At 29.7% G+C, this 24,600-nt stretch carries 22 protein-coding genes and 3 tRNA genes; 9 read left to right on the forward strand and 16 right to left on the reverse strand.

The window, feature by feature from the left end:
- Positions 1-95 precede the first annotated feature (95 nt).
- The 5 genes from O6B72_RS09510 to O6B72_RS01950 all read right to left on the reverse strand — a co-directional run bounded on the left by O6B72_RS09510 (position 96) and on the right by O6B72_RS01950 (position 5,580).
- Positions 96-320 carry a DNA methyltransferase gene (locus tag O6B72_RS09510; RefSeq protein ID WP_332112744.1) on the reverse strand — a complete coding sequence of 75 codons (225 nt, stop codon included), beginning with the start codon at positions 318-320 and terminating at the stop codon, positions 96-98.
- 277 nt (positions 321-597) lie between these two features.
- The gene (locus tag O6B72_RS01935) at positions 598-1,194 is read right to left on the reverse strand and encodes a ZinT/AdcA family metal-binding protein (RefSeq protein WP_269492045.1); all 597 of its coding nucleotides are present in this window, start codon (positions 1,192-1,194) and stop codon (positions 598-600) included.
- 336 nt (positions 1,195-1,530) lie between these two features.
- A complete protein-coding gene (locus O6B72_RS01940) occupies positions 1,531-1,827 on the reverse strand; it encodes an energy-coupling factor transporter transmembrane component T (RefSeq protein ID WP_269492046.1) in 297 nt (98 codons plus the stop codon).
- 293 nt (positions 1,828-2,120) lie between these two features.
- Positions 2,121-3,842 (reverse strand): ABC transporter ATP-binding protein, encoded by a 1,722-nt coding sequence (locus tag O6B72_RS01945; RefSeq protein ID WP_269492047.1) that lies wholly within the window; start codon positions 3,840-3,842, stop codon positions 2,121-2,123.
- On the reverse strand, positions 3,826-5,580 hold the full coding sequence (locus O6B72_RS01950) for an ABC transporter ATP-binding protein (protein ID WP_269492048.1): 1,755 nt from the start codon (positions 5,578-5,580) through the stop codon (positions 3,826-3,828). The genes O6B72_RS01945 and O6B72_RS01950 overlap by 17 nt, the downstream gene beginning before the upstream one ends.
- Positions 5,581-5,730: 150 nt before the next feature.
- Here O6B72_RS01950 and O6B72_RS01955 point away from each other — a divergent pair, with 150 nt between their 5' ends.
- Together O6B72_RS01955 and O6B72_RS01960 are read left to right on the forward strand one after the other, a co-directional pair.
- Positions 5,731-6,723 (forward strand): AraC family transcriptional regulator, encoded by a 993-nt coding sequence (locus tag O6B72_RS01955; protein WP_269492049.1) that lies wholly within the window; start codon positions 5,731-5,733, stop codon positions 6,721-6,723.
- Between the two features lie 256 nt (positions 6,724-6,979).
- Complete coding sequence (locus O6B72_RS01960; protein ID WP_269492050.1) at positions 6,980-7,300, forward strand: uroporphyrinogen-III synthase; 321 nt, start codon at positions 6,980-6,982, stop codon at positions 7,298-7,300.
- Between the two features lie 696 nt (positions 7,301-7,996).
- Here O6B72_RS01960 and O6B72_RS09570 read toward each other — a convergent pair.
- From O6B72_RS09570 to O6B72_RS02005, 11 genes are all read right to left on the reverse strand, one after another.
- Positions 7,997-8,152: an HNH endonuclease gene (locus O6B72_RS09570; RefSeq protein ID WP_415271058.1), complete on the reverse strand. Its 156-nt coding sequence runs from the start codon at positions 8,150-8,152 to the stop codon at positions 7,997-7,999.
- A 98-nt stretch (positions 8,153-8,250) separates the two neighbouring features.
- Positions 8,251-8,538, reverse strand: a complete 288-nt coding sequence (locus O6B72_RS01965; protein WP_269492051.1) for a hypothetical protein — start codon at positions 8,536-8,538, stop codon at positions 8,251-8,253.
- A 189-nt stretch (positions 8,539-8,727) separates the two neighbouring features.
- Positions 8,728-9,375, reverse strand: a complete 648-nt coding sequence (locus tag O6B72_RS01970) for a hypothetical protein (RefSeq protein ID WP_269492052.1) — start codon at positions 9,373-9,375, stop codon at positions 8,728-8,730.
- A 130-nt stretch (positions 9,376-9,505) separates the two neighbouring features.
- The gene (locus O6B72_RS01975; RefSeq protein WP_269492053.1) at positions 9,506-10,885 is read right to left on the reverse strand and encodes a hypothetical protein; all 1,380 of its coding nucleotides are present in this window, start codon (positions 10,883-10,885) and stop codon (positions 9,506-9,508) included.
- A 2-nt stretch (positions 10,886-10,887) separates the two neighbouring features.
- Positions 10,888-11,925: a hypothetical protein gene (locus O6B72_RS01980; RefSeq protein WP_269492054.1), complete on the reverse strand. Its 1,038-nt coding sequence runs from the start codon at positions 11,923-11,925 to the stop codon at positions 10,888-10,890.
- Positions 11,926-12,374: 449 nt separating this feature from the next.
- The gene (locus O6B72_RS01985; RefSeq protein WP_269492055.1) at positions 12,375-12,761 is read right to left on the reverse strand and encodes a hypothetical protein; all 387 of its coding nucleotides are present in this window, start codon (positions 12,759-12,761) and stop codon (positions 12,375-12,377) included.
- A 44-nt stretch (positions 12,762-12,805) separates the two neighbouring features.
- On the reverse strand, positions 12,806-13,048 hold the full coding sequence (locus O6B72_RS09575; RefSeq protein WP_415271060.1) for a helicase C-terminal domain-containing protein: 243 nt from the start codon (positions 13,046-13,048) through the stop codon (positions 12,806-12,808).
- 796 nt (positions 13,049-13,844) lie between these two features.
- The gene (locus O6B72_RS01990; RefSeq protein ID WP_269490889.1) at positions 13,845-14,114 is read right to left on the reverse strand and encodes a type II toxin-antitoxin system RelE family toxin; all 270 of its coding nucleotides are present in this window, start codon (positions 14,112-14,114) and stop codon (positions 13,845-13,847) included.
- Entirely contained in the window at positions 14,111-14,332 is a 222-nt protein-coding gene (gene relB / locus O6B72_RS01995; RefSeq protein WP_024962245.1) for a type II toxin-antitoxin system RelB family antitoxin, read from the reverse strand. Before relB ends, O6B72_RS01990 begins: the two co-directional genes overlap by 4 nt.
- A 255-nt stretch (positions 14,333-14,587) precedes the next feature.
- Positions 14,588-15,922 (reverse strand): OprD family outer membrane porin, encoded by a 1,335-nt coding sequence (locus O6B72_RS02000; RefSeq protein ID WP_269492056.1) that lies wholly within the window; start codon positions 15,920-15,922, stop codon positions 14,588-14,590.
- Positions 15,923-15,994: 72 nt separating this feature from the next.
- Entirely contained in the window at positions 15,995-16,579 is a 585-nt protein-coding gene (locus O6B72_RS02005) for a transglycosylase SLT domain-containing protein (protein WP_269492057.1), read from the reverse strand.
- A gap of 149 nt (positions 16,580-16,728) precedes the next feature.
- Between O6B72_RS02005 and O6B72_RS02010 the strand changes: the two genes are divergently transcribed.
- The 7 genes from O6B72_RS02010 to O6B72_RS02040 all read left to right on the forward strand — a co-directional run bounded on the left by O6B72_RS02010 (position 16,729) and on the right by O6B72_RS02040 (position 24,600).
- Positions 16,729-16,804: transfer RNA gene (locus O6B72_RS02010), tRNA-Val, on the forward strand.
- Positions 16,805-16,812: 8 nt separating this feature from the next.
- Positions 16,813-16,889 (forward strand) — tRNA-Asp (locus O6B72_RS02015).
- 11 nt (positions 16,890-16,900) lie between these two features.
- Positions 16,901-16,976 (forward strand) — tRNA-Lys (locus tag O6B72_RS02020).
- 199 nt (positions 16,977-17,175) lie between these two features.
- Positions 17,176-18,408, forward strand: coding sequence for a tyrosine-type recombinase/integrase (locus tag O6B72_RS02025; protein WP_269492058.1), 1,233 nt, complete (start codon positions 17,176-17,178; stop codon positions 18,406-18,408).
- Between the two features lie 347 nt (positions 18,409-18,755).
- The gene (locus tag O6B72_RS02030) at positions 18,756-20,804 is read left to right on the forward strand and encodes a dynamin family protein (RefSeq protein WP_269492059.1); all 2,049 of its coding nucleotides are present in this window, start codon (positions 18,756-18,758) and stop codon (positions 20,802-20,804) included.
- On the forward strand, positions 20,797-21,441 hold the full coding sequence (locus O6B72_RS02035; RefSeq protein WP_269492060.1) for a hypothetical protein: 645 nt from the start codon (positions 20,797-20,799) through the stop codon (positions 21,439-21,441). The genes O6B72_RS02030 and O6B72_RS02035 overlap by 8 nt, the downstream gene beginning before the upstream one ends.
- A 24-nt stretch (positions 21,442-21,465) precedes the next feature.
- Positions 21,466-24,600 carry an ATP-binding protein gene (locus O6B72_RS02040; protein ID WP_269492061.1) on the forward strand — a complete coding sequence of 1,045 codons (3,135 nt, stop codon included), beginning with the start codon at positions 21,466-21,468 and terminating at the stop codon, positions 24,598-24,600.

The following is a 24,600-nucleotide window of genomic DNA, read 5'->3' on the forward strand; positions in this document are numbered from 1 at the left end:
TTTAAAATATCATTCTCCATTTCAACCTGTTTCAATTTTTTACGAAGTCTGATTATCTCTTTTTGTTTCGCATCCACATTATCAAAATGGTTACTCTAAGCAGCACACCAACTATTTATTTTTTGAGCTTTAAACTTTGGCAGAAGTCTTGAACTCTTTATATTTACATAACTATTTGCCTCTATCACTATTATGACACGAAACCCTAAGAAAAAATCCATTACGATGTCGTTTGGTTGAGTGGAAATTTCGATAATTCTTTGGAGTAAAAATTCACTTTTTGGATACGAAAAAATTTTATTATTAAATAAATTCTTAATATTTGTTTAGGTTAAATATTTGATTCGCCCAATAATATGATTTAAAATATAGATTACCATATTGGTCATGTCTTGTATTGGGGGAAAAGGACGTATAAATTAAGGGCTTGTCACTTTTTTCTCTCCGCCCCCCGCAGACCGTCAGGCAAACCAGAGCCAAAAGATATCTTCCTTTTTTTTTGCAAAAGGTCCTCCCTCCTTAACAAAAGAAAGGACAGGTTGCCCTGTCCAACTTGTTTTCATCTTTATCTCTTTTTTGAAGGTATTTTAGAATAAATTATTCTGCAATTTCTCCACTAATTTGATCATTGGTAGAAGATGGTTTTACAAAAGTTGGGAACCAACCTTCTTTAGCCAATAATTCGTCTTTGTCATCACCATAGCGCATGTGGAAATGGATTAGAGCTTCTTCCCAACCGACAGGCATCAACAATAAATACTTGTAAGGAGCATCTCCTTCTGCTTCAAAAATATTCCATTTCAAGGTTGCTTTTCCGCGGGGAACTTCTTTTAATTCAACAAACTTGTAAGTTCCTTCACCCTTTGCTTCACCCTTGTCTGCAGGAAAAGTAGATAGGTAGGTAACCTTGTCGCCTTCGATCTTTAAGCCGTCAAAGTCACATTTTCTCTTGGCAAGGTAGTCTGCTTTAGCCTTGGCCACATCAACATTTTCCTTTTTAGCTAATTCTTTGTAAGCAGATTGAACTTCAGGGCGTTCTAGGTAGCCACCCATGTTGTTCCATTCGCCTTCCCAATCAGCCAAGGATACCTTGTTGTTTTCAGCATTGGCACTGGCATTGCTTGCCGGAGCAGCATATAAAAGCACGGAGCAAAATAAAGCCCCAATCGCTAAAAGTAATTTTGTTTTTTTCATTTTGTCCTCCTGTTTTTAATCATGTGGCAACCTGGTCTAGCCCCGGAAAACTATGAAGAGAGGTTTTTTCTCAGCAAACCATTCCCAAGCTACAATCTTGCAGCACTTGGAACTCACAGGCCCCGCCACGCAATCATTCATTTTGCACGTTCATTATATCACAAAAAGAAAATGATGTCAATAATCATTTTTAACTTCTACCATACTAAGCCTCCTACAATTAGTCCATCAACCGCTAAAACATAAACAAAATAAATTAGCTGTATCTTTACACGGATAGATCTGGTCTTGGCAATTGGATTTTCTATTGCTTTTGTTTCTGCCGCTTTTGAAATGTCATCTGCAATATTTGAAGATATTTAGTAGTAGTACTGCAACATATTCAAAATATTTGATTGGGTTTTTAAAATTTATCTCTCTTACTCTCATAGCCATTTTGATGTTTTTCTTCTCCTCTTTAAAAGATGGGAAAAACCTAAACATAACCGCAATAGGTATGGATAGATTTTTTGAAATTTTAAGCTTATTCATCGATAAAATTATTGTACCTACATCAGAAGTCTTAATCATGAAACTTGCTGCCATAAATGGCAATAAAAACATTCTAAAGACAATAGGTATACTTAAAAACATCTTAAGTATTGGGTTTAGTGTAGAAAAAAATCATAAAATTATCCATTTGAAAAGTGTTTTTTTGTACCCATTCAAATAAAACAAAATACCAATAAAACAGATAATCGCTAGCTCAAAACGGATATTTATGCTATGCATAACAGTTAAGCCTGTAAGAAATACGGCTAATATCTTACTTATGGGATTGGGATTAAAGGGAGCATTTGAAGAAAAGGTAGGCATTATACAATGCCTACCTTTTTCAAAGTGTTTTTTCAATAGAGCCCTGCCTATATATGCTCCAATAATTCCTCCTAATAAATAAATTCTTCTGCCATTTTTGTCTTTTCTATTAAATTCTTGTAAACTTTTGATTTTTGTAAAAGCTCTTCATGCTTACCTTCGCTTTCCACTTTTCCGTTTTCAAGAACTACAATCTTGTCCGCATTTTCTATGGATTTCATTCTGTGTGAAATTATAACAACAGTTTTGTCTTTAATTAAATTATTTAAAGACTCTTGAATTTTTTTCTCATTATCTACATCAAGGCTTGCTGCTATTTCATCCAATATTAATATTGGTGCGTCTTTTAAAAAAGCTCTTGCTATTGATAGTCTTTGTCTTTCACCACCAGATAGCTCAGCGCCATTCTCGCCAATAACTGTATCAAAATCCTTATCCATTTTTTTTATAAAGTCTGTGCAATTGGCAAGTTTTGCTGCTCTTTTAACTTCTTCATCACTTGCTTCTTGCTTGCCAAGTCTAATATTTTCCATAACACTTTGATTAAAAAGAACCACATCTTGAAAAACTATTGAAACCTTGTCAAAAAGTGATTCTGTTGATATTTCTTTGATATCTTTGTCATCGATTAGGATTTGTCCCTCGTCATAATCATAAAGTCTTGATATAAGTTTTAAGATAGTTGTTTTACCGCAGCCACTTGCTCCTACCAAGGCAGTGACCTCTCCCTGCTTTGCCTTAAAGCTAACTCCCCTTAAAATTTTTGCGTCTTTGTTATAAGCAAATTCAACATCTTTTAGATCAATATCAAATTTTTTTAACTTATAGTCTTTGCCCTCTTGGAGATTTTGATTTTGAATTTCTTTTAATCTTTCAATCTTTGGCGTTAAATAAAATATTTCCATCATACCCTCTTTAGATGCATCTAGAGCGTCTTTTATCTTCATAGCCGCTAGCAAGTATCCTATAAGGTAGAGAACACTTATCTCTTTATTAATAATTAAATTTACGCCAACAAATATCACAACAGCAAGAGATATAAAGCTAAATATTGATGAAAGTGACATAGTTAAAACAAGTCCCATTTCTGTCTTTAAGTGTACTTTTTCACTTTTATCCATTTTTTCATATAGCTTTTCTTTCATCTCCTCTGATAAGCCATATGCTTTAATCTCCATTTGCATTTCGATATTTTCCTGAAAGCTTTCTGAATTTTCTCTTAAGATGTCATAATATTTTTTCTGCCCTTTAACTTGATATTTTTTAGATAAAGGTATGAAAATAAAGCTTAAGAGTGATGGAATAATTACAGCTAAGCCCATCTTGACATTTCCTACTAACATCATTACAGATATTAGTGGGAAGAAGAGTGCCATACCGCCAACTTTTGGTATCGAGTGGCTCATTGCATGTTCTATGCCCTCAATATCAGCCATGATTGTTTGTGAGAGATCAGAAATATCATGTTTAGAAAAGTATGATAGAGGCAGTTTTGACAAATACTCCGCTGTCCTTACTCTTAAATCTGCACTTTCTTGATATGTTGTGCTATACAGTTTATCGTACTCAATAAAAAGTAAAATATACATTACTATCAAGGTCAAAACTGAAAATATTATATAAAAACCATTGCTTTTGTCGATATTCTCCAATACTTCTTGAGCAAAAAACATTAGTATTATTACAGGAAGCATATTTATACAATAGACAAAAAATGAGAATAGTGTTGCTTTAGTTAAATTTCTAGCTCCCCTATCTGTAAGAGCAAATCTTTTTTTATAAAACTCTTTCATTTGAAACCCTCCATTCATTTGCACTGTTAAACAACTCTTGCAGTCTCTTATACCTTGTATCTCTTGACATTAACTCTTTGTCAGAACCTCTCTCTATTATTCTTCCATTATCCATCACAAGTATTTCATCAAGATCTTTAATTGTAGAAAGTCTGTGAGCAATCATGATAACTGTCTTATCCTTCATAAGATTTTTGAAAGCTTTTTGCAGTTCAAACTCATTATCTGGATCGATAGACGCCGATGCTTCATCCATAATAATAATTTTAGAATCCTTTAAAATTGCTCTAGCAATTGCAATTCTTTGTCTCTCTCCTCCAGATAAATAAACTCCTTTTGAGCCTATGACTGTATTTTCTCTATCTGGGAATTTGTCCAGTATCAGATCGCATCCTGCTAATTTCAGGGCTTTCATAACGTCATCTTTGCTCGCCTCTTTATTGGCTAAAGCAACATTGTCATAAATACTTTTCTTAAACAATTTCGAATCTTGAAAAACAAAGGAGATAGCTTTAATTAGGGCTTCGTTAGAATATTTAGATATTGGTATGCCGCCTATCTTTATGCTTCCTTCATTGACATTATAAAAACCTGATATAAGTTTTGCTACTGTTGATTTGCCTGATCCAGAGGAACCGACTAGTGCATAGGACTTTCCTTCTTCTAATTTAAAGGATAAATTTTCAATGACAACTTTATCATTATAAGCAAAGCTTACATTGTCAAACTCAATATTGAAGTTTTTAAAATTATTGAGATTGCCATGCACTAATTTGTCTTTTTGCATATCATTGTATAGTGACTCTAAAGTATCTACGGCATAATTTCCTTGAGAGATATACATGGAGTACCACATCATTCTCATAAATGAAACGAACATAACTCCTGATAAAAATAAAATCATGATAAGCTCAAGTAATATCATCTTGGCACTACCTAAGCTAGTCATAAAATAGACAACTGGAATAATTAAGATAGTAACTAGACCAAAAAATAACCACTGATACAAAACATAAGGTTTTTTACAAGATAGTGAATAGTCATAAGCATACTTTGAGTAATCTTTTATCGCCTTGTAGAAACTTTTAAATGACTCTACATTTGCTCTAAATATTTTTACAACCTGCATTCCTCTAACGTACTCGACAGTTTCAGCACTTAGTTTAGATAGGGCTTCTTGGTATATCTTCATAAATCTTCCCTCGCCCATCATTGCTCCTAAAATTACGCTTCCGATTATTGTAAGAGCAAGTAAAGTGATGCCTACTCTTATACTTACTATAAAGCCAAGCACAAGCACAAGAAAAGGTGTAATTATTGCTTGAGAGCTATCTGGAATCATGTGGGCTACAACTTGATGAGTTTGCGCGGCATTGTCATCTATGATCTTTCTAATTTTTCCAGAAGGGTTCAAGTCAAAGAACCTAAAGCTTGCTTTCTCTAGGCCATCAATCCCTCTTTTTCTTAAATTTGTTTCAAGCCTAAATCCCAATATGTGTGAAAACATTCCTGAAACAAAATAAAATATTGCTCCACCTGTTAATGCAAAGACTGATTTTAACGCTAAACTCTCTGCGCCAGATAAATTTGAATTAACTATTAAATTATCTAAAAATTTGTAGATTAGATAATATCCATATACTGTGAGCACTGCAGATATGACAGAAAAAACTATAGCAAAAACTCCAAGATATTTTTTATCCTCTACATAAGCAAATAGCTTTTTATAAATATTCATTCATCTCCCCTTTCTTTAATATCTCATTTAGATATAAATTTTGACAATAATTATCGTTGATTTTTTATTATACATCGATTATAATACAAATACAATAGTTTTTAATTAATAAGGCTAATTGGAATATTGTCTAAAAGGGATAGGATTATGATGACTTATTATGAATTTGTAAAAGAATATATGAACGTAGATGAATGTAAAAACAATAAGAAATATTCAAGTGCAGGGAATACATTTTGTTGGAGTAAAGAGGATTCAACCTATGCGGAAGGCCTATATTGGTTTTATGAAGGAGATGGATTTATTATTGATATACATGATTTTTATATCAGAGAAGAGGTAGTTCAAAATAGCACTTATAGTATGGCAGACTATGTTTCGATATACTCTAGCTACATTGTAAGTGCAAACGGCGAGAAATTTAATCCTTATCAAACTTTGACAGCCAACTCATTATGCACTTTTGATTTTGACAATATAAAAGATGACTTTCGATTTTTATTGCACGAGAACTGCTATTATCTTGCTGTTTCTATAGGCTTTAAAAAAGAACTTCTAGAAAAACACTTATCGTCCATTGATATTGACCTAGAATCATTTTATAGGGCTTTATTTCAATCAAATCAAATAATACTTACAAAGTCATTAGAAAAAGTGACAATGGAAATATTAAATTGTAAAATGAGCGCTCCTGCTGCTGATTTTTTCTTTAAAGCCAAAGCAAATGAGTGGATAAGCAGAGTAATAGATACCTACTTAAATAGAAAAAATTATAAAATTGAGTCTGATGATGATAAGGCACTTGAAGATGTAGCCAGATTTTTAGATGATCATTTCTCAATGAATATAAACCAAAGAACACTTGAAAAAATATCTAAAATGAGTGGAACAAAATTAAAAAATTTGTTTAAAGAAAAATATGGTCAAAGCATTACAGAATACACCCAAAGGAAAAGAATGAATGTAGCTGAAACTCTTCTTTTAAATACTGAGCTTCCTATAAAGGAGATAGCTGAGTCTGTTGGATACACATCTCATAGTAAATTTTCCATTTATTACAAAAGATACAAGGGAAAACTTCCTAGTGAAGTTCGTAATTTAGCTTTCAAGCATCACAATTTAAATTGCGATTACTGTGATTAAACTAAATTTTCTTTTATTCTTTCTTCTTTTAGATCTATCCCTTTAATAATTGTATCAATGTCCATAGTTGTTCTATTTTCAATACCAATTAAGAGTGATATAAAAATCCTCTTTTATTACAAAATTATTTTTGCATTAAAAAATAAATAAGAAATTTATCATATAATTATAATCTTATTATATATGTTTATGTAAAAAGTTTTAATATTTTTCAAAATAGATTACAAATATGGAAGTTTATAAAAAGGCAAAATAAATGGATAAAATTTATCTCATATCTCACACACAAAATAAAGCAGTTAAAAATTTAAAAGTTTGCGAAATAGAGTTTTTAAAATTTAGTGTTGATTTAAGTAAATTTGATGCTTTAGTCATTACTTCAAAAAACTCTATTAAGGCTTTAAAATTTAACAACATAAAAAAAGTAAATTTGAAAGTTTTTAGTATAGGTGATGGCTCGACAAAAGAAGCTTTGGAGTATGGATTTAGTGATATTTATACAGCGAAAAACTCTCACGGAAATGAATTTACAAATGAAATAGCTTCTTTTTTAAAAGGTAAAAAACTCTATTTTTAAAAGCTGAAAAAACAGTTTCGGATGTTGATGAAATCCTTAGTAAAAATGGAGTAATTCTTTAAAAAGAGAGTGTTGTGATGCTGAAATTCATAATGACTGGAAGTCATCTTATCGAAAAACATATTAGAATTCATCACTAGGCGTTAGAATAAATCATATGTACATATTGCATATTGAATATTGAATATTAACATATTACGTATTACATATTACAAAAAAAGAAAGCTTATTTTGTCTTAGCCTCGCAGAGCATATTGCGTTAGAGTTTCTCTAACGCCTAATATGTCTATTAGTCTATTAGTCTATTAGTCTATTAGTCATTAAATTTTATTTGACAACAAAAATAAGCTTTATCTCATCTATCATTTCCTTGTTATTTGTCAATCATATTTCATATGTAAGATTTCATATTTCATATTTCATATGTAAGATTTCATATTTCATATATTTTCATTTACTTTTTTATCTACTTTATAGCCTATGTAGGCGTTATATTTATATATTTTGATAATAGTTATTAAAAATGGATGAATTTCAATCCCTCGGTAGAGGGATATTTTGAGAATTGAATTCAAAACATATCCAAAAAAGTATCATCGTTTTCTTTATTAATTAATTTTTATCTGATCGTTTTTCATTGGCTCTTATTACTATATAAAAAAATATATAGTGCCAAAAATGGCACTATAAAATTAGTTACTTATCTGATTTTGTTCTGTTGCAATTCGCACAGAGCATTTGACAATTTTGGGCATTTGTTTTGCCACCCTTAGACCATGGTGTGATATGGTCGGCTTGCATATCTTTTAACTCAAATTTCTTACCACATTTTACGCAAATACCATTTTGCATTTTTTACACTATCGCTAAACTCTCTTAAATTTAGATGCTTTTCGTTTCTGTTTAGCACATAGTAGTATATGCCTTTTTTGTTGTTTACTTCATCATCGTCATTTTCCTAACATTAAAAGCTTTAAATCATATAGACAATCACGCTCATCGTTGTCATCTGAATCCTCAATATCACATTCAATAATGTGTTCTAATCCAGCAGCACAAGCTATTTGCAAGTCATAATCGTTAGCTTTTGCCAAAGCATCAATAAAAAGGTCAAGTTCTACTATTACCATTTTTGATAACTTATTTCTATCTATTTTTCCAAGTTTTAAATAGTAATCTAATAACTCTTTTCTTTCATCATAAGACATCTTATCATCGGTTGATAAGATGTCATCCATCACATCATGCAATTGCTGATTGTTTTTGCAATTATTTAGTTGATTTTTATAGTTTTTCATAATTTTTTCCTTTACTTTATATATTTTATTTAAAAAAAGCCCTAAAAAGATATGCAAGGAGTCTAAGCTAACGCTTATCCCCTCTTGCTTTTATACCTTGCCAGAGGCAAGGGTCAAGTATGAGCTTTTTTAATCACTATTTGTTTTAAAATATTCTTCCATTTCCTTATATTCATTTTTATATTTTTCATAGGTATCAGGTACTCCCTTTTGTATTTCATAACCAAGATTGTTTAAATAGTCTTGATAACTTATTTTAATTTTAAATTCAGAAAAAAGTTCATAAGCTAGTTGATATGCCATATGTACTTTTTGCGACTTTACGGAATAGTTACAAAGAGCACCCCACATTTTTAAAAAGCGAAAATATGAGTCATCTCTATCTAGCCTTAAATATTTTTTAGAATTCGTAGCGTAATAGATAAATATATTTTCTTGTTTGTCAAAAATAGGATTAGTTGGAATATCACCTAGTTTTTGAATTTCATTTTTAGCAAGTTCTTTTACTATTTGAGGTAAACGTTTATACATAATTTCTAGTCTATCGGAAAATTCAGTATCTTCACCAAGTTTTTTTAAGATTTGAAAATATAAAGAGCTTGGTTCTAACTCTTCATAATTCCATTCCAGTATTAGTGTTCTGTGCATTTGTTCCAAATACAGGGCAGGTAAACCATCAAAATAATCAGCTGTTTTATTTATATCAAAAAACCAGCTTAAAAACATTTTATTGTTAAACTCATTCTCTTGTTGTGTAAAATTTTTGTTAATTTTCATTTTTTTTCCTTTATTTTTTAATTTAAAAGCCCTAAAATAGGGCAACTAAAAGCGAATGGCGATAAAATCTAAAAGTGCCATTCGGCCCAGTATTCGTCCTCTTTACTTATTTTTGGGAGGTCAACGTCTTTCATTTGCCACCTCTTTTTTTTCTAAAATTTTCAATTATTTTGCCTTTTGAGAAACCCAACTCCCTAAAACTCACATTACGTCCGAATATTGTAAAGCCCATTCCATCGAGCTTTATAGGTGATATTGTTATCTCATTTCCGAGCCTGTCTTTAGCTTTTCTCTTTTTTAATTCCAATTCAGTGCATAGGAAATCATTAAAAGTTATATCGTTTTTCACATCTGGGTTTTCCAAAGCTTTTTCAACTGCTGCTTTAATTTTTGGATAGTTTAAGGTTAAATAATCTTTGCCGTAAATCCTTAATAAAATATCCCCCAAATCACGCCAACTGTGGCATTTTAACTGTTTTCGCAAATATTGTGCAGGTGTATAACTTATCCTTTTTCCAACTGAATCATTCATATTGACCACAGCATTATCCCACTGACACTTGATATATGCAATACCCTCACCACGCCAAGTTCCACTACAATCTTTTTTCAAATGGGGTTCAAATTTTTCAATTAGTTCCTCTATTTTATAATCGCTATTCAGCTTTTGAAAATCAAGTAAGATTAATGCATTTGAACTCCCCATAGATTGGTTATTTGCCTTGATTTGGCTTGGGGTGGTAGAATGACTTCCAGTCATCTGAATAGCAGCTTTTATTTTAAACTTTTTCTCTTTTTCTTTTTCCAGCCTATAAAATTCAAGATATTCAAGTATTTTGTTTGAATCCAAAATGCCCTTATTTTCCCCAAAATAAAGGCTTTGCTTGTGTTTTGATGATTGCGAAGTATAATACATCTGCCCAAAATTCAGAGCATTTTTATCGTATTTTTGAGCTATTTCATCATTCCTCAAAATCTCTAAGATATGTGATGAAATTGCCCTATATTCGTCATTTGTTAGTTTTTCATAGATAGAGCTTGACAATGGAATTATTAGTCTGAATTTGTTTTCTCCATGTGGGCAATGCCTTGAAGTTGTTGATATCAAGCTTTTAAAATTTTGGGTTTTTAAAAAATTTGCAACATTTTCAAGCAGAATTCCATGGTCAAAGTCAAAAACTAGGAAATTTAGAGAGATAATGTTTTCTCGTTTTCGATACCCACTTTTAAATGAAACATTACTATAACTAGCTATTTTAGAGCATTCGCACATATTTGCTATTCTAGTCCATTCGCACATTTCGGCTGTTTTCCAGCCAGTTAGTCCTCGATACTCTACCTTATTTTCTTTCCTTCCTATTTCGCTCATGTCTTGGCAAAATGAGGTAGTTAGAAAAACCTCACTATCAAGTTTTGGAGACGTTAAAAAGTAGCCTATATCATCGAATTTGGACTTTTCAATAGATGGTTTTTCCATCCAAATTTCATCATTAAATTTTAAATTCTTCATTGTTACATTCCTTTATATAGATTATTTTGTTTTATTTTTTCTTTTAATTTTTCTTCAAAATCATAAAAATTATTTTGAAAATGTCGATAGAATTCATACGTCATGTCGCCTGAATTTGCCATATTTTCAAAGAATTTTCTACTATCTTGAACCATTTTTAGGGTTTCTTCATCACTTTTTACTTGATTTTCATAGTTATCGAATGTCGCTCCCACGGTAGTTTGAAACATTTCTCTGCTCTTAGCAAGAGTAGAATACTCCATATTTTGGATATCAGCTTTTACTTCTTTTGCTTCATTTTCAAGATATTTTTTTGCTTTATAACTTCTCCAGTCAAGTCTTTTAGCTCCTGAAACACCTCGTTCCATCCCCAAAATTTCAGCTGTCATCGATTGGAGCTTTTTTAGATCACTCGTACCCATAGAATACCCACTGCGTCGCCATTTACTAGGGTCTCTCAACGTACAAAATGTCATATGCGCATGGTAATTTCTCACAGGCTCAAATTCATCTATGCTATAAACATCAAAGAATTTTTTTCCTGTTTTTTTGGCCTTTTTAAGTTTGCCATTTTCATATCCACCATCTGAAAGTTCCCACGCCTCGCCATTTTCATCAACTTCGAAATCAACTTGAGGGATGAAAATTTTTCCATCAGATTTTCGTTTCAGAACACCCTCATCCCTGTGTATTGAAATGGAAAGTGGGTAATAGCCAAACTCGCTATTTACGGCGTCTGCAAGCTCTATTAATTGTTCTATAGTGGTGTGCGAATCGCAGTTCACAATAGCTTCTCTAATATTATTTGCAATTATTGGTTTTTTACCTTTTTTTCCTTCGCAATACAGAGCAAATTTTGAGTTAAATACTTCTTGAGCTAATTTGGCAGATGAATCACCCCAATATTCATTAAACAGCGAAAATTCGTCAGGTAAAAGATGTGGAACATAGGCTATTCTTAAATTATGACCTTGCGCTTTACGCCAATTGCTTTCGCTTGGAGAGCCGAAGTAGAAGCAAGCTTTTCTTTTTGTTTCCACTTTTTCAACCTTCCTAATAATACTTAGTATTATTTATGTTTATTTTTTATAGGAAAAATATAACATGATTCACTATAAAAAATCAAGGCCATTTTTTAATATTTTTTTTAATCATTTTTTAAGGTAATTTATATTATAATATTCCCATACATAGGGAATTATAAACACTTAATATTACTTTTTTATCTACTCAAAAATACAGATATAGCCTATATAGGCGTTATATATTATTCTAGTATTATTTTTTTATAGCATTTATGTTTTTAAAATAATACTGAACTTTTTTAAAAAATAAAAAAATAGCAGGGACAAATTTAAAAGATAAATGAATAGTTAATGATTTTAAGAGTGTTTTTTTGTTTTTTTATAAATTTCATCATTTTTTATGCTTTTTTGAGCTGTTTTTAAGTTTAATTTAAGAGTTAGAGTTTTTAAAAAAGAGAAAATTTTTATCTATCGCCTATATACTTATTTAGTATTCTTTCTTTCCTTGCTGCTCTTCTCTTATCTGCTCTATCCCAGTCCCAGTTAAGAAATTTTTGCTTAATGCTACGATATTCATCCATTGTAAAATGGTTAATATCATTGCATATCTCTTCGATAGATAACTCTAACCTATAAGCTGCACTACTTTTATGATAAGGTGTTCCAATCTTATCAGCTATATGATTTTGAAATATCTCATATATGAAAGATTTTCCACCATATAACTCTATTTTTTCTACCGTTTCATTAGATAAAACAATATCTTGTCTGCCACACTCATTTAGTGTCAAACCATATGTATTGACATAGGTTTCAATTGTATCATCTGAATATATTTCATATACTTCCATATCTCATCTCCTAAATATTTTATTAATTGTATCATTATTTTTTATCACTTATCTTTTGGTGTTCTTATAAGCCTTCCAATAGCTTGTCTAAAATTAATTATCATATCATTTTCATATTGAAGCCACCAAGTATTAGGGCATTTTCTCTTTGTTTCAAGCCACTTCTTTGTTTGAGCTATAGGGGGTATTGTATTTTTGATATAAAGAGAATTTCTAACGCCTATATACTTAATTAACTCATCTGTCTTGGAATGATGGGATAACAGGCTGCCGCCTATGAGGGGAATTCAGCAGTTTTTCTCACTCTTTAAAAAAAAAATTAGTAGCTGGTATTCAACCACACGGAGTGTGGACTATCTCATGTAATCCATATAGAAGTAATAAAAGAGTATCAGTTTAATATATATATCTAATTTGCACACCCATGTAACCTGAATGTAACCTGAATGCACACCACACTATTCCCTTAGAATGGGGTTGCCACCCTGCACACTCTACTTTACATAAAAAAACCATATTATCATATTTAAAAAAAGCAAATGCCCTAAAATAGGGGAGTTTAAAAAAAGCAAAATAAAAAAAGTAAAAAGTTGTTAAAAAAATGGCTTAAGGTTTCAATTTTCTCAATAAACATGGTATAATACCCCAATTGAAAAAAAGTTGAAAAAAGACCTAAAAAAAGTTGAAAAAACCCAGTCATTTTGGGAGCAAAGTTGAGCAAAGCTTGAAAATAGGGGGATATAAAAAGGTCTCTCTGTCCGCCATATTAAAAAAACACATGATAAACCACCTAAAAATCGATGTCGATTCTTTACTTTTTTTAACAAATTTCAAAAATTGGGACAAGTTTTGGGACAAGATTTTAACAAATTCCTATAAATTTGCACTTTTTTTGAATTTTTTAGTCCTTTTTTAAAAATTTGCGATTTTATCCATATAATTAAATATAAAAAAGGATGAAAAATGATGACTTTTATAGAAATCAAAATGTAAAGAAAAGTATTTACAATATTAAATGAGATTTAAAATTTAAAAATAAGATAGTTTTTTGAAAATAATATAACAAAATTGATTTTTTAAATGTTATTGTTTTTTAAAGTCATAAACATTTTTTCTGTGAGAAATTTTAACAACTAAAATTATAAGTTTATCATCTAGTATTTGAGCCAATATTCTATAATCTCCACTTCTATATCTCCAAAGACCAAGCAAATTTCCAGCCAATGGTTTACCGTCATCTTTTGGATCATTCAAGCTCTCAATAAATTTTAATTTTTTAAAAATCTGAATTTGTATATGCTTATCAAGCTTTGCAAAATCTTTTTTAGCTCTATCATTTAATTCAATTTTCATACATTTAAGCCATATAAAGATGAAATTTCATCTAAGGAATAAGTTTTTTTGCCACTGCTTTCATTAATTGATTTCATAGCTTCTTTATAATCATCATAATCATCAAGCAAGTTTTTAACTGCTTCTTGCAAATAGTGAGATTTTGTTCTTTTAGTCTCATTTACAAGAGCTTCAAATCTTTTTGATAACTCATCATTTAATCTAAAAGTTAGTTGCATATCTTTTTCCTATTATTGTAATTTTTGTAATGCAAGTATAACAAAAAAATCTAAAAAATACTTAAACTTACTATATAGATTTTTCACTATTTAAAGATTTGAAATTTTTATATAAAATATGATTTATTATATTTTTTTAAATTTTTATTTATATTTTTAATCCATAATGCTTTTAAAATGCGATTTTGCAAAATTAATCAAAATTTATAATTAAAAAATAAGTGGCACAAGAAAAAATCTTTTGCCACTAAAAGATTAAAATTTATAACTTAGCTTTACCCAAAGTTCATCTATTTTTGATTTATTAGTTTTATTGTTTAATGTTTTTTCCTCATTAAGGCTTACCCACATTAAATTTGTGCTAAAGCCCTCTAAACAAGGAACTTTATAGTTAAACGCTAAGCTATATCCATTATATTCTCTTTTTACATTTGCTGGATTCATTCCTGCCTGTTTATTAGGAGTGCTGTGTTTTGAAAATACATAAGCTGCGCTAGTTTTTAAGTTTTTAATACCAATTTTTGAAAGGTCATAACCGGTTTGAAATTTATAAGTTGTCATACCCGCTGTTGAGGTAAAAAGATGCCCGCCTCGAACTGGTAAAAATGTGTAGCTATTTCCACCAAGTCCAGCACTCATTATAACAGATTTATTTTTGCTTACGGTTGTAGCAGCGGCAATAAAGTTAAATCCATTTAAGTCATAAACTCCAGCTTTTATACCATACATTTGACCATTAAAATTTCTTTCCTCTAATTGGCCTGAAGTTTTAGAGCCTCTAAAATTTGCATCAAATTTAAGGTTAAAATTTTCAAACGGCACTTTGTAGTTTCCTTCAGTATAATAAAGATGAATATCTCCACTTTTATCTTTCATATTAGGAATTGCAAATTCAACATTATTCAAATAACTATATTGAGCTGTTAAGTCTAGATTTTCAAAACTTTTATTTGTTAAGCCTAAATAATAAAGCCTATCAAATTTATGAGCTTTTGGACCAACTCCACCAAGAGTGATTCTATCTTTAAATTTTGGATATTTTCCGCTTTCATCACCCATTATAAAGCTTGTTCTACCTTGAAATTTATAAACATAGCCTAAGAAAATGTCATTATTTTCTATATCTTTAATGTTTGCTGTAGCGCCTTCAAAAGATTCTTTTAAGATTCTTGCACCATTTCCAGCAACTAAAGGAGTGTTAATAAATTGCCTTCCGATTTTAATATCACTATTTGATATTTTATAGCCTAAATAAAGTTGTGATAAAACAATTCCTTTAGTGTTTTGTTCGCCATTATATAGTAGTTTTGCGTTTTTTTTACCAATTGGAGCAAAGGCTATTTGGGCAGTTGAGCCAAGATAAAAACCATATAAATCACCTGTTTTAAGACCAAGCTCTAAAGCAAAATTTGTAATATTTTCGTTATTAAATTTGCTAGTTTCATCTGTTTTATCCCAGTACCAAGCTTTAAGTTCTGAGTTAAATTTTGTATTTAATAACGCATCTTTTAAACTCTCATTATTTGAGTCTGCAAATGCCATACTTGAAAGTGCGATAAGTAAAGTTATGCTAATTTTATGAGGTTTCATAAAAATCCTTAATGAAAAATTTATCCGAAATTATATCTAAAGTAAAATTAATTTTACCTTTTTATAAGAAATTTAGTTTTGGCCGAATTCTTTCATAAAATGCTTATAAAATCGCTTATAGTAAGGATTTGAGCCTCTGTGTCTCATACCGTAATTATAACATTCTATGGTCTGTTGCATATCTTTATTTTTGGCATTAAAGCATTTTCTAAGGATTTTTGCACATTTTGTTAAATTATAGTTTGGATTAAATATATATTCAATCTCATTTAGGCTAAAATTTTGAGAGTTTAACTGTCCAAGACCAACATCTATATTAAAGCCATTTTTTAAAAGAAGTTTTGATATTTCTATTGCATAAGATTCGTTTGATGGATTTATAGAAACTACCCATTTTGACTTATTTAACGAATACGGACTTGCTTTTACCCTTATGTTTTTTGTCTCCAAGCTTTTAAAATAAATTGCATTTTGGTTATTTGTTAGAAACGAAATAGCATATGGGTTAAGATCACTTTCGATTTTTACTATTGTATAAAGAACTTTGTTAGCTATTCCTTCTTTGTAGGATACATCTTTTATAGCGTATAAAATTTCTTCATAACTGTATGAAAACAGTAAATTTATAGAAAAAAATATAAAAAATAAAATTTTCATATCCAACTTTCAACTTTAAATTTTAGTTTAAATTATAGCAGAAATTGTAAATTTTGAATTTTTATAAAAGACTTTAAGTCTTTAAGCTTAATTTAAGATGTTTGATTGTATAATTTCATTTCCTTTTTAAGGAAAAAGCTTAAAAAGTTGGTCGCTTAGCTCAGTTGGTAGAGCGCCACCCTTACAAGGTGGATGTCAAAAGTTCGAGTCTTTTAGCGACCACCACTTTAGGTGCAGCAGTAGTTCAGTTGGTTAGAATATCGCCCTGTCACGGCGGGGGTCGCGAGTTCGAGTCTCGTCTGCTGCGCCATTTTTAAAGGTGTCTTGCTAGCTCAGTAGGTAGAGCATCTCCCTTTTAAGGAGGGGGCCGTTGGTTCGAATCCAACGCAGGACACCATTATTTCTATTTTTCACTCAATTATGATATAATTCACTTCAAAACAATTGATTTAAAACCTTATTTAAAATGCCTTATAAAGGGCTTTTGATATGTTTTTAATATCTTTTCAATTGAACTCAATATATTTTGACTTAATAAAAGATAATGTTACTTATAAGGTAGCTAGTAACTTTATAAAGTCGCTATAAGGAAAAATGTGAAAAAAGCTAGTAAAACATTAACCGATAAGCAAATAAGAGAATTGCCAATAAAAGAAAAGAAATACATACGCACAGTTGGAAATCCTAAAGAATTAATAATAACAATAAATCCTAGTGGAATTAAAGTTTTTAGTTTAAGAGTAAATGGAAAATATTACAAGTTAAAAGAATTTAACGATAAAGTATATCCAGTAGAATATGCAAGAAAAGAAGCAATAGCTATATTAAACGAAATGAACCAAAAAAATATCACACTAGATAAATATAAAGAAGAAGAAAATAAAAACTATTCATTCTATGGATATTATAAAGAATTTATAAAGATTAAAGAAGCTACTTGCAGAGAAGAAACCCTAAAACAGATAAAACAACAACATAAAAAATATACTTTACCAATATTAAAAAATATAGATATAAGGGAAATAGCACCAATTAATCTAAAAAAGCTATTACAAATACCTTATAAAAATGGAAGATATTATGTTATTTATGACTTAATAAGAGATTTAAAAAAAATATTTGATATAGCTATAAGAGAACAAATTATAACACACAATCCAACTTTTATGCTAATAGAGGATTTTCCACTGGCTAAAAATCATAAATCAGCTCATCAGTCAGCCATACTGGATAGAAAAACATTAAAAGAGTTCATAAAAGACTTAAAAGCAGACAATAAAATGGATATACAAACTAAAAGGGCTATATATTTACAAATTCTTTGTGTTAATCGACCAATAAATACAGTATCAGCAGAGTGGGAAGAAATTGACCTAAAAGAGAGAATATGGACTATAAAAGCAGATAAAATGAAAATGGAAAAAGAACATATCATACCATTATCAAAACAAGTTATAGCTATATTTGAAGAACAAATTTTATATTCAAATAGGTTTAAATATGTATTTCCAAGTGGAAATAAAAACGGACATTTACATAGAGATAGCTTAAGTAAAGCTATTAGAAATTTAGGCGAAAAGAACAAATATAAAGAAGTTGCAACTAGCCACGGATTTAGAGCTACATTTAGAACAATATGCACTTTATATAGCGACAAAATAACAAAACTAGGAATAAGCGATAAAGTAGTAGAAGAATGTTTAAGTCATAAAGAAGATAATAAAGTAATAGCAAGTTATGAGAGGCAAAGAGCAACACTAGAACAAAAAAGAATATTAATGCAATGGTATGCTGATTTTATTGACAACATAGAGCCATTAGGATATTAACCTTAAAATAAACTTCAAGTGATTTAGGTTATTTATAGTTGTTTAAGCAGGTTAAATCACTTGTAAAAATCTACATATTAAAAATTGCGAAATAAAGCGACTGATTTCGTTATTTTAATGAGTGTATTAACAAGATTGTAATTATTTTAATATCTAATATTTTATAATATGTTGAGCCGTTTTAAATTGTAATTAACTATTTTTAGGTATAATCGCTATGTGATTATTTGGTTTATTTAAATAAAATTACAATACTATTTGCAAGATTATTGCATATAGAAATATTGGACAATAAGATTGAAATATATTTGTATTTTTAGCTAATTATTTAATAGGAGCATGCTAATATGATAACTAGTTATAAAAAAGCAAAAGAAGATGTTTTGAAATGTTACTCCGAATTTTTAGATATTATTTCTAAGACAGACTTTCCAAAAGATGACACCTCCCTTCAAGCATTAAAATCCCAAGCTATTAAAATCAAAGAGGATAAATTTTGCTTAATGATAGCTGGAGAAGCAAAAAGTGGTAAATCTACATTTATAAATGCGTATCTTGGTACAGAAATTTTACCAATGGATGTTCGTCAATGTACAAGTTCTGTTGTTGAAATTAAATATGGCAAAGAATTTGTCTTGCATGCAACTTATGTAGATGGAAGATCTAAAACAATAATTGGTGAAAAAGATATTGCAAGGTTCTTAGCTGATAATGCATCAATAGATGATGAATATAGAGATATTCCAATTACCATCATAAATAATGAGATTATCGTTAAATATAAAAATAAAAGCATTCCAAAACAGATAATTTCAGATTTGTTAAATGGTGTTGAAAATGAAAACATACATCGTCTTTCAAAGGAAGAATATAATAAAAAAATTATAGAGTACATTAGAAAAACACAACCAGAATGGGAAAAAATTGTAACAAAAATAGATATTGAGTATCCCTTCAAAGATAATGATATGCGTGGCATTAGAATTATTGATTCTCCTGGCGTTAATGCAGCAGGTAGAGTTGGGGATGTTGCAGCTAAATATATTGAATCAGCGGATGCTATTATGTTTTTGCGTCCAATTACTGGAGTAGCCATTGAAGCAAATAGTTTTAAAGAATTTTTAGAATCCAAAAGTGTTGATAGAAATAAAAATGCTATGTTTTTGATTTTGACTAGAGCTGCATCGGAATCGGAAAATACCATAGAGCGAGCATATGAAGAATTTGTAAATATGTTCGGTAGTCAAAAAAATGATAATAGGCATGGAATAGTAAAAGAACAAATCATTTCTGTAGACAGTAAGGCTAAGCTCTATTATAATATATTTAAAGAAATGTCTACTTTAGAAATTAAAAATAAAATAGAAAGTATGAATTCTGAGAAAAAAATTGAACCCTTCCTTGGGCTTGCTTGGTTTGGTTCAAATAGAGAAAAAGAAAGTTTTCTTTTGGAATTAAAACGTATATCTAATTTTAATGCTATAGAGCAATCTCTAAATAAATTTGGAAGAAAAGCACAATTTATTGCACTTAGTGAGTTTCTTGGCAGAATGTTAAAAGTGTATACAAAAATAAGTGTTTCCTTGCATGAAAAAATTGATAATTATAAATTAAAACGTAAGGATCCAAATAAATTAGCACTAAAAATAAACGAAATAGAGAATGAGCTTATGGGTATTAGACTTGCAATGAAGGGTAAAGCTAAAGATATAGAATCAGAATATAGTAGCTCAGTAACAAAAGGATTAATTGCACAACGCGCTGAAGAAGTCACGGAACAGTATAAAAAAAACATAGAAGAAATAGATGGCACAAGTAATTCAGCTATTGATCAGTTGGAAAAACTATCATTTAGACAAGTTGATATTCTTATAGAATTTGAGGATGATTTACAAAAAAAGGTAGTTTCTGAGTGCAATGAGGCATTAAAAGTTGCACTCAGTGATAGTAATACAATTGAATATGTATCTTTGGAACCGGATTTCTCAAAAGAATTGGTAGATAAGATTAAAAATGATATGAAAAGTAAATCTTATGAATTACGTGAATATACAACTGGAGCTACGTTTAAAGAAACACATACAAAACCTTATTTTTCGCAAGATAAATATTATAAACTCGTAAAAACTAGTATAGTGGGAAAGATAGATGAGATTAAAGAACGTGCAATTAGTGATCTCCGCGATTTTGTAAGTGATACTTTAAAAGCGTATATAAAAGAACTACGTAAAAATGAATATGAAAAAATGAATGAATTGCATAAAGTTGAAGAAGATAAAAAAACTGCAGATGAAATTATAGCAACTATATCTAAACTAGAGAAAACTTTATCTTCTATTGAGCCTAGAAAAAAAATTATTTCTGAATTAAAAGGGGGCATTGATAGCAATGTGTAATATAGAATTAAGAAATGCGGTCCATAAAATGTTTAATGAGTTATCAAAAAAAGCTAGTGAAATTGCAGAAAATTGTGGTGCAGGAGATATGGCTATAAATGAAATAAGTAAAATGGTTTCTTCAAAAGTGTCAGCAGAAAGCAGAGGATACATTGTTGATATCTATGCAAATCTTGTGGACAAAATTAAAGAAGATGATTATTTTAAAGATCCAGAAAAATTAAATGACTTCTATGAACTTAATTTAAGAGAAAAATTAAATGAAAAATATAATTTTGATATTAAATTAAAGAATGCATATGAAAAAGGTATTAAATTTAAAGATATTAATAAGCTATATGTTGCTGCAGGTTCTGCTGCAGGAACTCTAGCAGTCGGCGGTATTTTAAAATTTGCAATTTCAGAGACAATTGAGACTCCAATTTTAGGGACAATTGGGATTCCAATTTCAATTATCATTGCAGGTGCTGTAATTGTTGGTATTTCTTCATATTTAATATGTTCAAAAAAGAATAAGCAAAATTTTCATCAAGCTATCAACAAATATTTAAAAGATATGGAGAATGAAATTCTAAATTGGCTAGTTGAAATAGAAGATTATTTAAACAGGCAAGTTAGAACCATTTACAAAAATTAATTTTTTAATTTTTAAGGAAAAATGATGAGTCAAGATTGTATTTTAAATGCTTCTCAAAAAGAAAACAGACATAATAGTGAACTAAAAACACAATTTAATCAAGATACCCAAATTATTGCAGAGCAATCTATTAAATTTATAGAGGAAGTGCATCCTTCATATTTGCTTAATGAAAAAAAAGAAATACAAAATTTAACATATGATAACTCTAATGAATTTTTAGATGCATTTGATTTTTTTAGAATTGTAAGCTGTACAGTAAATGGACTTGATGATGTTTTTGAATTTTTAAATGATAAAATGAATAAATTTTATACAGCTCTATATCATATAGGAAAACCTATAGTATATGGTATTGTTTCTTATAATGGAACTATGAACTTAGTAATTGGCTTATATGATCTCGATGAAGATATGGCATTAATAAAAAATATTATTGAAGGATTGTTGGATAATATTGAATTAGTGCCATATAAAACAAATTTTACAAAAAGAAAAGTATGTGAAAAAGATGCGGGGTTAATATCTGCTATACCATCCATAAAAATAGAAGACGAAAAACAAAAATTTTCATTAGCATCAATGATGAGAAGCCTAAACGGGCAGGATTATACAGTTTTGTTTATTTCGCGTCCTATATCTCAAGAAAAAATTCTTTATAAATGTGGTCAATTGATAGATATCAAAGACAAATGTTTCTCTGTTAGTAAAAGAAGTATATCAAAACAACAAGGGATATCAAAATCCGTAGGAGACACTAAAGGCTTGACAAAGACAAATACTTACAGCGTATCAGAGTCAAAAACCAAAAATATTGGGTTGGGTTATATTATTTTTAATACTGGTAGATCTGAAAGTAAAACAAAAACTGATAGCTATTCTATCTCAAATAACTATAGTCAAACCATAACCGATACTATTAATAAAAATGAAGGAATTTCATCCGATATACAAAATGGATTTGCTCTTGAGATGATTGATTATGCAGATAAAGCAATTGATAGATTTGAAAAGGGTAAAAATAATGGGATGTGGGAAACTGTTATTTCTTATTCTGCAGATTCAAAATTGGTTTCTAATGTCATAAAATCTTGTATTTCTGGGGAATTTGCGAAGCCAAATTCAAATATTCCACCAATTAAGGTGCAAGAGTTTCATATAGATGGCATTGAAGCTGATAGAAATTCTATCTTAATTCCAAAAATACTAATGAATGAAAAAGATCTATCTTCATTATGCAGCGTTGTTACATCTGAGGAATTGGGATTAATGTGTACATTGCCTGATGTCCCAGTTCCAAATTTTGAACTAAAAAAAGGGAAAATATATCCATTGATTACTGATGACAATGGAGGTATTGAAATTGGTCATATTTGTTCTGGAAAAAGAATTCTTAAAAATATGCCATTTTCATTAACATATAGGGATTTAGCACGTCATACTTTTGTATGTGGTATTACTGGTAGTGGTAAAACAACAACAGTAAAAAACATATTAATAAATGCAAATACTCCATTTTTAGTAATTGAATCTGCAAAAAAAGAATACAGAAATATTAGCCTTAAAGACAATAAAAGACCTAAAGTTTATACTTTAGGAAAACCAGAAATAAATTGTCTGCAATTCAATCCGTTTTATATTCAATGTGGTGTTTCTCCGCAAATGCATATCGACTTCTTAAAAGATTTATTTAATGCCTCCTTTTCTTTTTATGGTCCTATGCCATATATATTAGAAAAATGTCTGCAAAACATATATAAGAAAAAAGGATGGAATTTAACTTTGGGATTTCATCCGTATTTTACAAATATGAATAATTCCATTGATTTCTTTGATGCAGATTATATGCAGGAAAAATATGCTTTAAAAACCCATAAGTACATTTTTCCTACAATGCAAGAGTTAAAATTTGAAATAGAAAGATATATTGAAAAAGAAATGAACTATGAGGGGGAAGTTGCAGGCAATATAAAAACAGCCATAAAAGCAAGACTAGATAGTCTTTGCTCTGGCTCTAAGGGATACATGTTTAACACTTATGAATATGCCAATATGGATGAGTTATTAAATAATAATACAGTTTTTGAACTAGAGGGTTTAGCCGATGATTCAGATAAGGCATTTTGTGTTGGACTTTTAATTATATTTATTAATGAATATCGCCAAGTACATAAAGAAATTGCAAGTTCAAATCAAGACTTATCACATATTTTGGTAATCGAAGAAGCTCACAGGCTTTTAAAAAATATAAGTACTGAAAAAACTTCAGAAGATATTGGAAACCCAAAAGGAAAAGCAGTAGAGCATTTTACCAACATGATTGCTGAAATGCGCTCATACGGCCAAGGTGTTATTGTCGCTGAACAAATTCCAAGCAAACTTGCTCCAGATGTAATTAAAAACTCATCTAATAAAATAATACAACGTTTAGTAGCTGCTGATGATCAAGAGCTGATTGCAAATACTATTGGCCTGCCAGTAGATGACTGTATAGATTTAGGTAATCTTACAGCTGGAACTGCATTGTGTCACAAAGAAGGAATGAATCTTCCAGTTCGTGTGAAAATACCTTTAGCTAATGAGAATAAAATATCGGATGGTATGCTGTATGGTGATAATATTGAAGAACGATTATTTAAAATTAATCTTAATATTGCCAATGAAATACTTATGAACTATATAAACCCTTTTGCTTTAAAAATGCTAAACACTATTTTGATACAAGAGTATGAAAATGTTAGTGCTGCGATTAAAAAATATAGACAAGCAGCTAGAAGAAATCTTATAAAAAATAATGTTAATTTGGTAATGTGCAATAATGAGAATTCAATATATGCTACCTTGTTGCATAATTCGATTATTCAATATTTATTAAATGGTTGCTATAGTATTAAACAAATTTTGCCTGATAAGCTAAACAATGCAATATATGAATTATTATTTTCTCCAAGTATTGAAAAATTAACTTCAGTCAAAGAGCAATTCAAGCTTGTATATCGAGATGACATTAAATATAAAGGCAGGTTTATTATTGCACAGTTAGTATTGTATAATGCAACCAATGAGACTGATATTGTTAGCACAATTAAGAATTATTTTTTTGATATATCAGATGAAGAAGCTTATAAGGTTAAAAGTACAATAGATAGGAGTGAATAG

Source organism: Campylobacter ureolyticus, assembly GCF_027277485.1.
In the GTDB taxonomy this organism is placed as follows: domain Bacteria; phylum Campylobacterota; class Campylobacteria; order Campylobacterales; family Campylobacteraceae; genus Campylobacter_B; species Campylobacter_B ureolyticus_B.

Bases quoted from the DNA above. Each gene is read 5' to 3' on its own strand.
- relB (WP_024962245.1), bottom strand. From the start codon at position 14,332: ATGCAACTAACTTTTAGATTAAATGATGAGTTATCAAAAAGATTTGAA.
- O6B72_RS01945 (WP_269492047.1), bottom strand. From the start codon at position 3,842: ATGAAAGAGTTTTATAAAAAAAGATTTGCTCTTACAGATAGGGGAGCT.
- O6B72_RS01985 (WP_269492055.1), bottom strand. From the start codon at position 12,761: ATGGAAGTATATGAAATATATTCAGATGATACAATTGAAACCTATGTC.
- O6B72_RS02040 (WP_269492061.1), top strand. From the start codon at position 21,466: ATGAGTCAAGATTGTATTTTAAATGCTTCTCAAAAAGAAAACAGACAT.
- O6B72_RS01965 (WP_269492051.1), bottom strand. From the start codon at position 8,538: ATGGATGACATCTTATCAACCGATGATAAGATGTCTTATGATGAAAGA.
- O6B72_RS01970 (WP_269492052.1), bottom strand. From the start codon at position 9,375: ATGAAAATTAACAAAAATTTTACACAACAAGAGAATGAGTTTAACAAT.
- O6B72_RS02030 (WP_269492059.1), top strand. From the start codon at position 18,756: ATGATAACTAGTTATAAAAAAGCAAAAGAAGATGTTTTGAAATGTTAC.
- O6B72_RS01950 (WP_269492048.1), bottom strand. From the start codon at position 5,580: ATGAATATTTATAAAAAGCTATTTGCTTATGTAGAGGATAAAAAATAT.
- O6B72_RS02035 (WP_269492060.1), top strand. From the start codon at position 20,797: ATGTGTAATATAGAATTAAGAAATGCGGTCCATAAAATGTTTAATGAG.
- O6B72_RS01935 (WP_269492045.1), bottom strand. From the start codon at position 1,194: ATGAAAAAAACAAAATTACTTTTAGCGATTGGGGCTTTATTTTGCTCC.
- O6B72_RS01940 (WP_269492046.1), bottom strand. From the start codon at position 1,827: ATGTTTTTAAGTATACCTATTGTCTTTAGAATGTTTTTATTGCCATTT.
- O6B72_RS01975 (WP_269492053.1), bottom strand. From the start codon at position 10,885: ATGAAGAATTTAAAATTTAATGATGAAATTTGGATGGAAAAACCATCT.
- O6B72_RS01955 (WP_269492049.1), top strand. From the start codon at position 5,731: ATGACTTATTATGAATTTGTAAAAGAATATATGAACGTAGATGAATGT.
- O6B72_RS02000 (WP_269492056.1), bottom strand. From the start codon at position 15,922: ATGAAACCTCATAAAATTAGCATAACTTTACTTATCGCACTTTCAAGT.
- O6B72_RS09570 (WP_415271058.1), bottom strand. From the start codon at position 8,152: ATGCAAAATGGTATTTGCGTAAAATGTGGTAAGAAATTTGAGTTAAAA.
- O6B72_RS01990 (WP_269490889.1), bottom strand. From the start codon at position 14,114: ATGAAAATTGAATTAAATGATAGAGCTAAAAAAGATTTTGCAAAGCTT.
- O6B72_RS01960 (WP_269492050.1), top strand. From the start codon at position 6,980: ATGGATAAAATTTATCTCATATCTCACACACAAAATAAAGCAGTTAAA.
- O6B72_RS02005 (WP_269492057.1), bottom strand. From the start codon at position 16,579: ATGAAAATTTTATTTTTTATATTTTTTTCTATAAATTTACTGTTTTCA.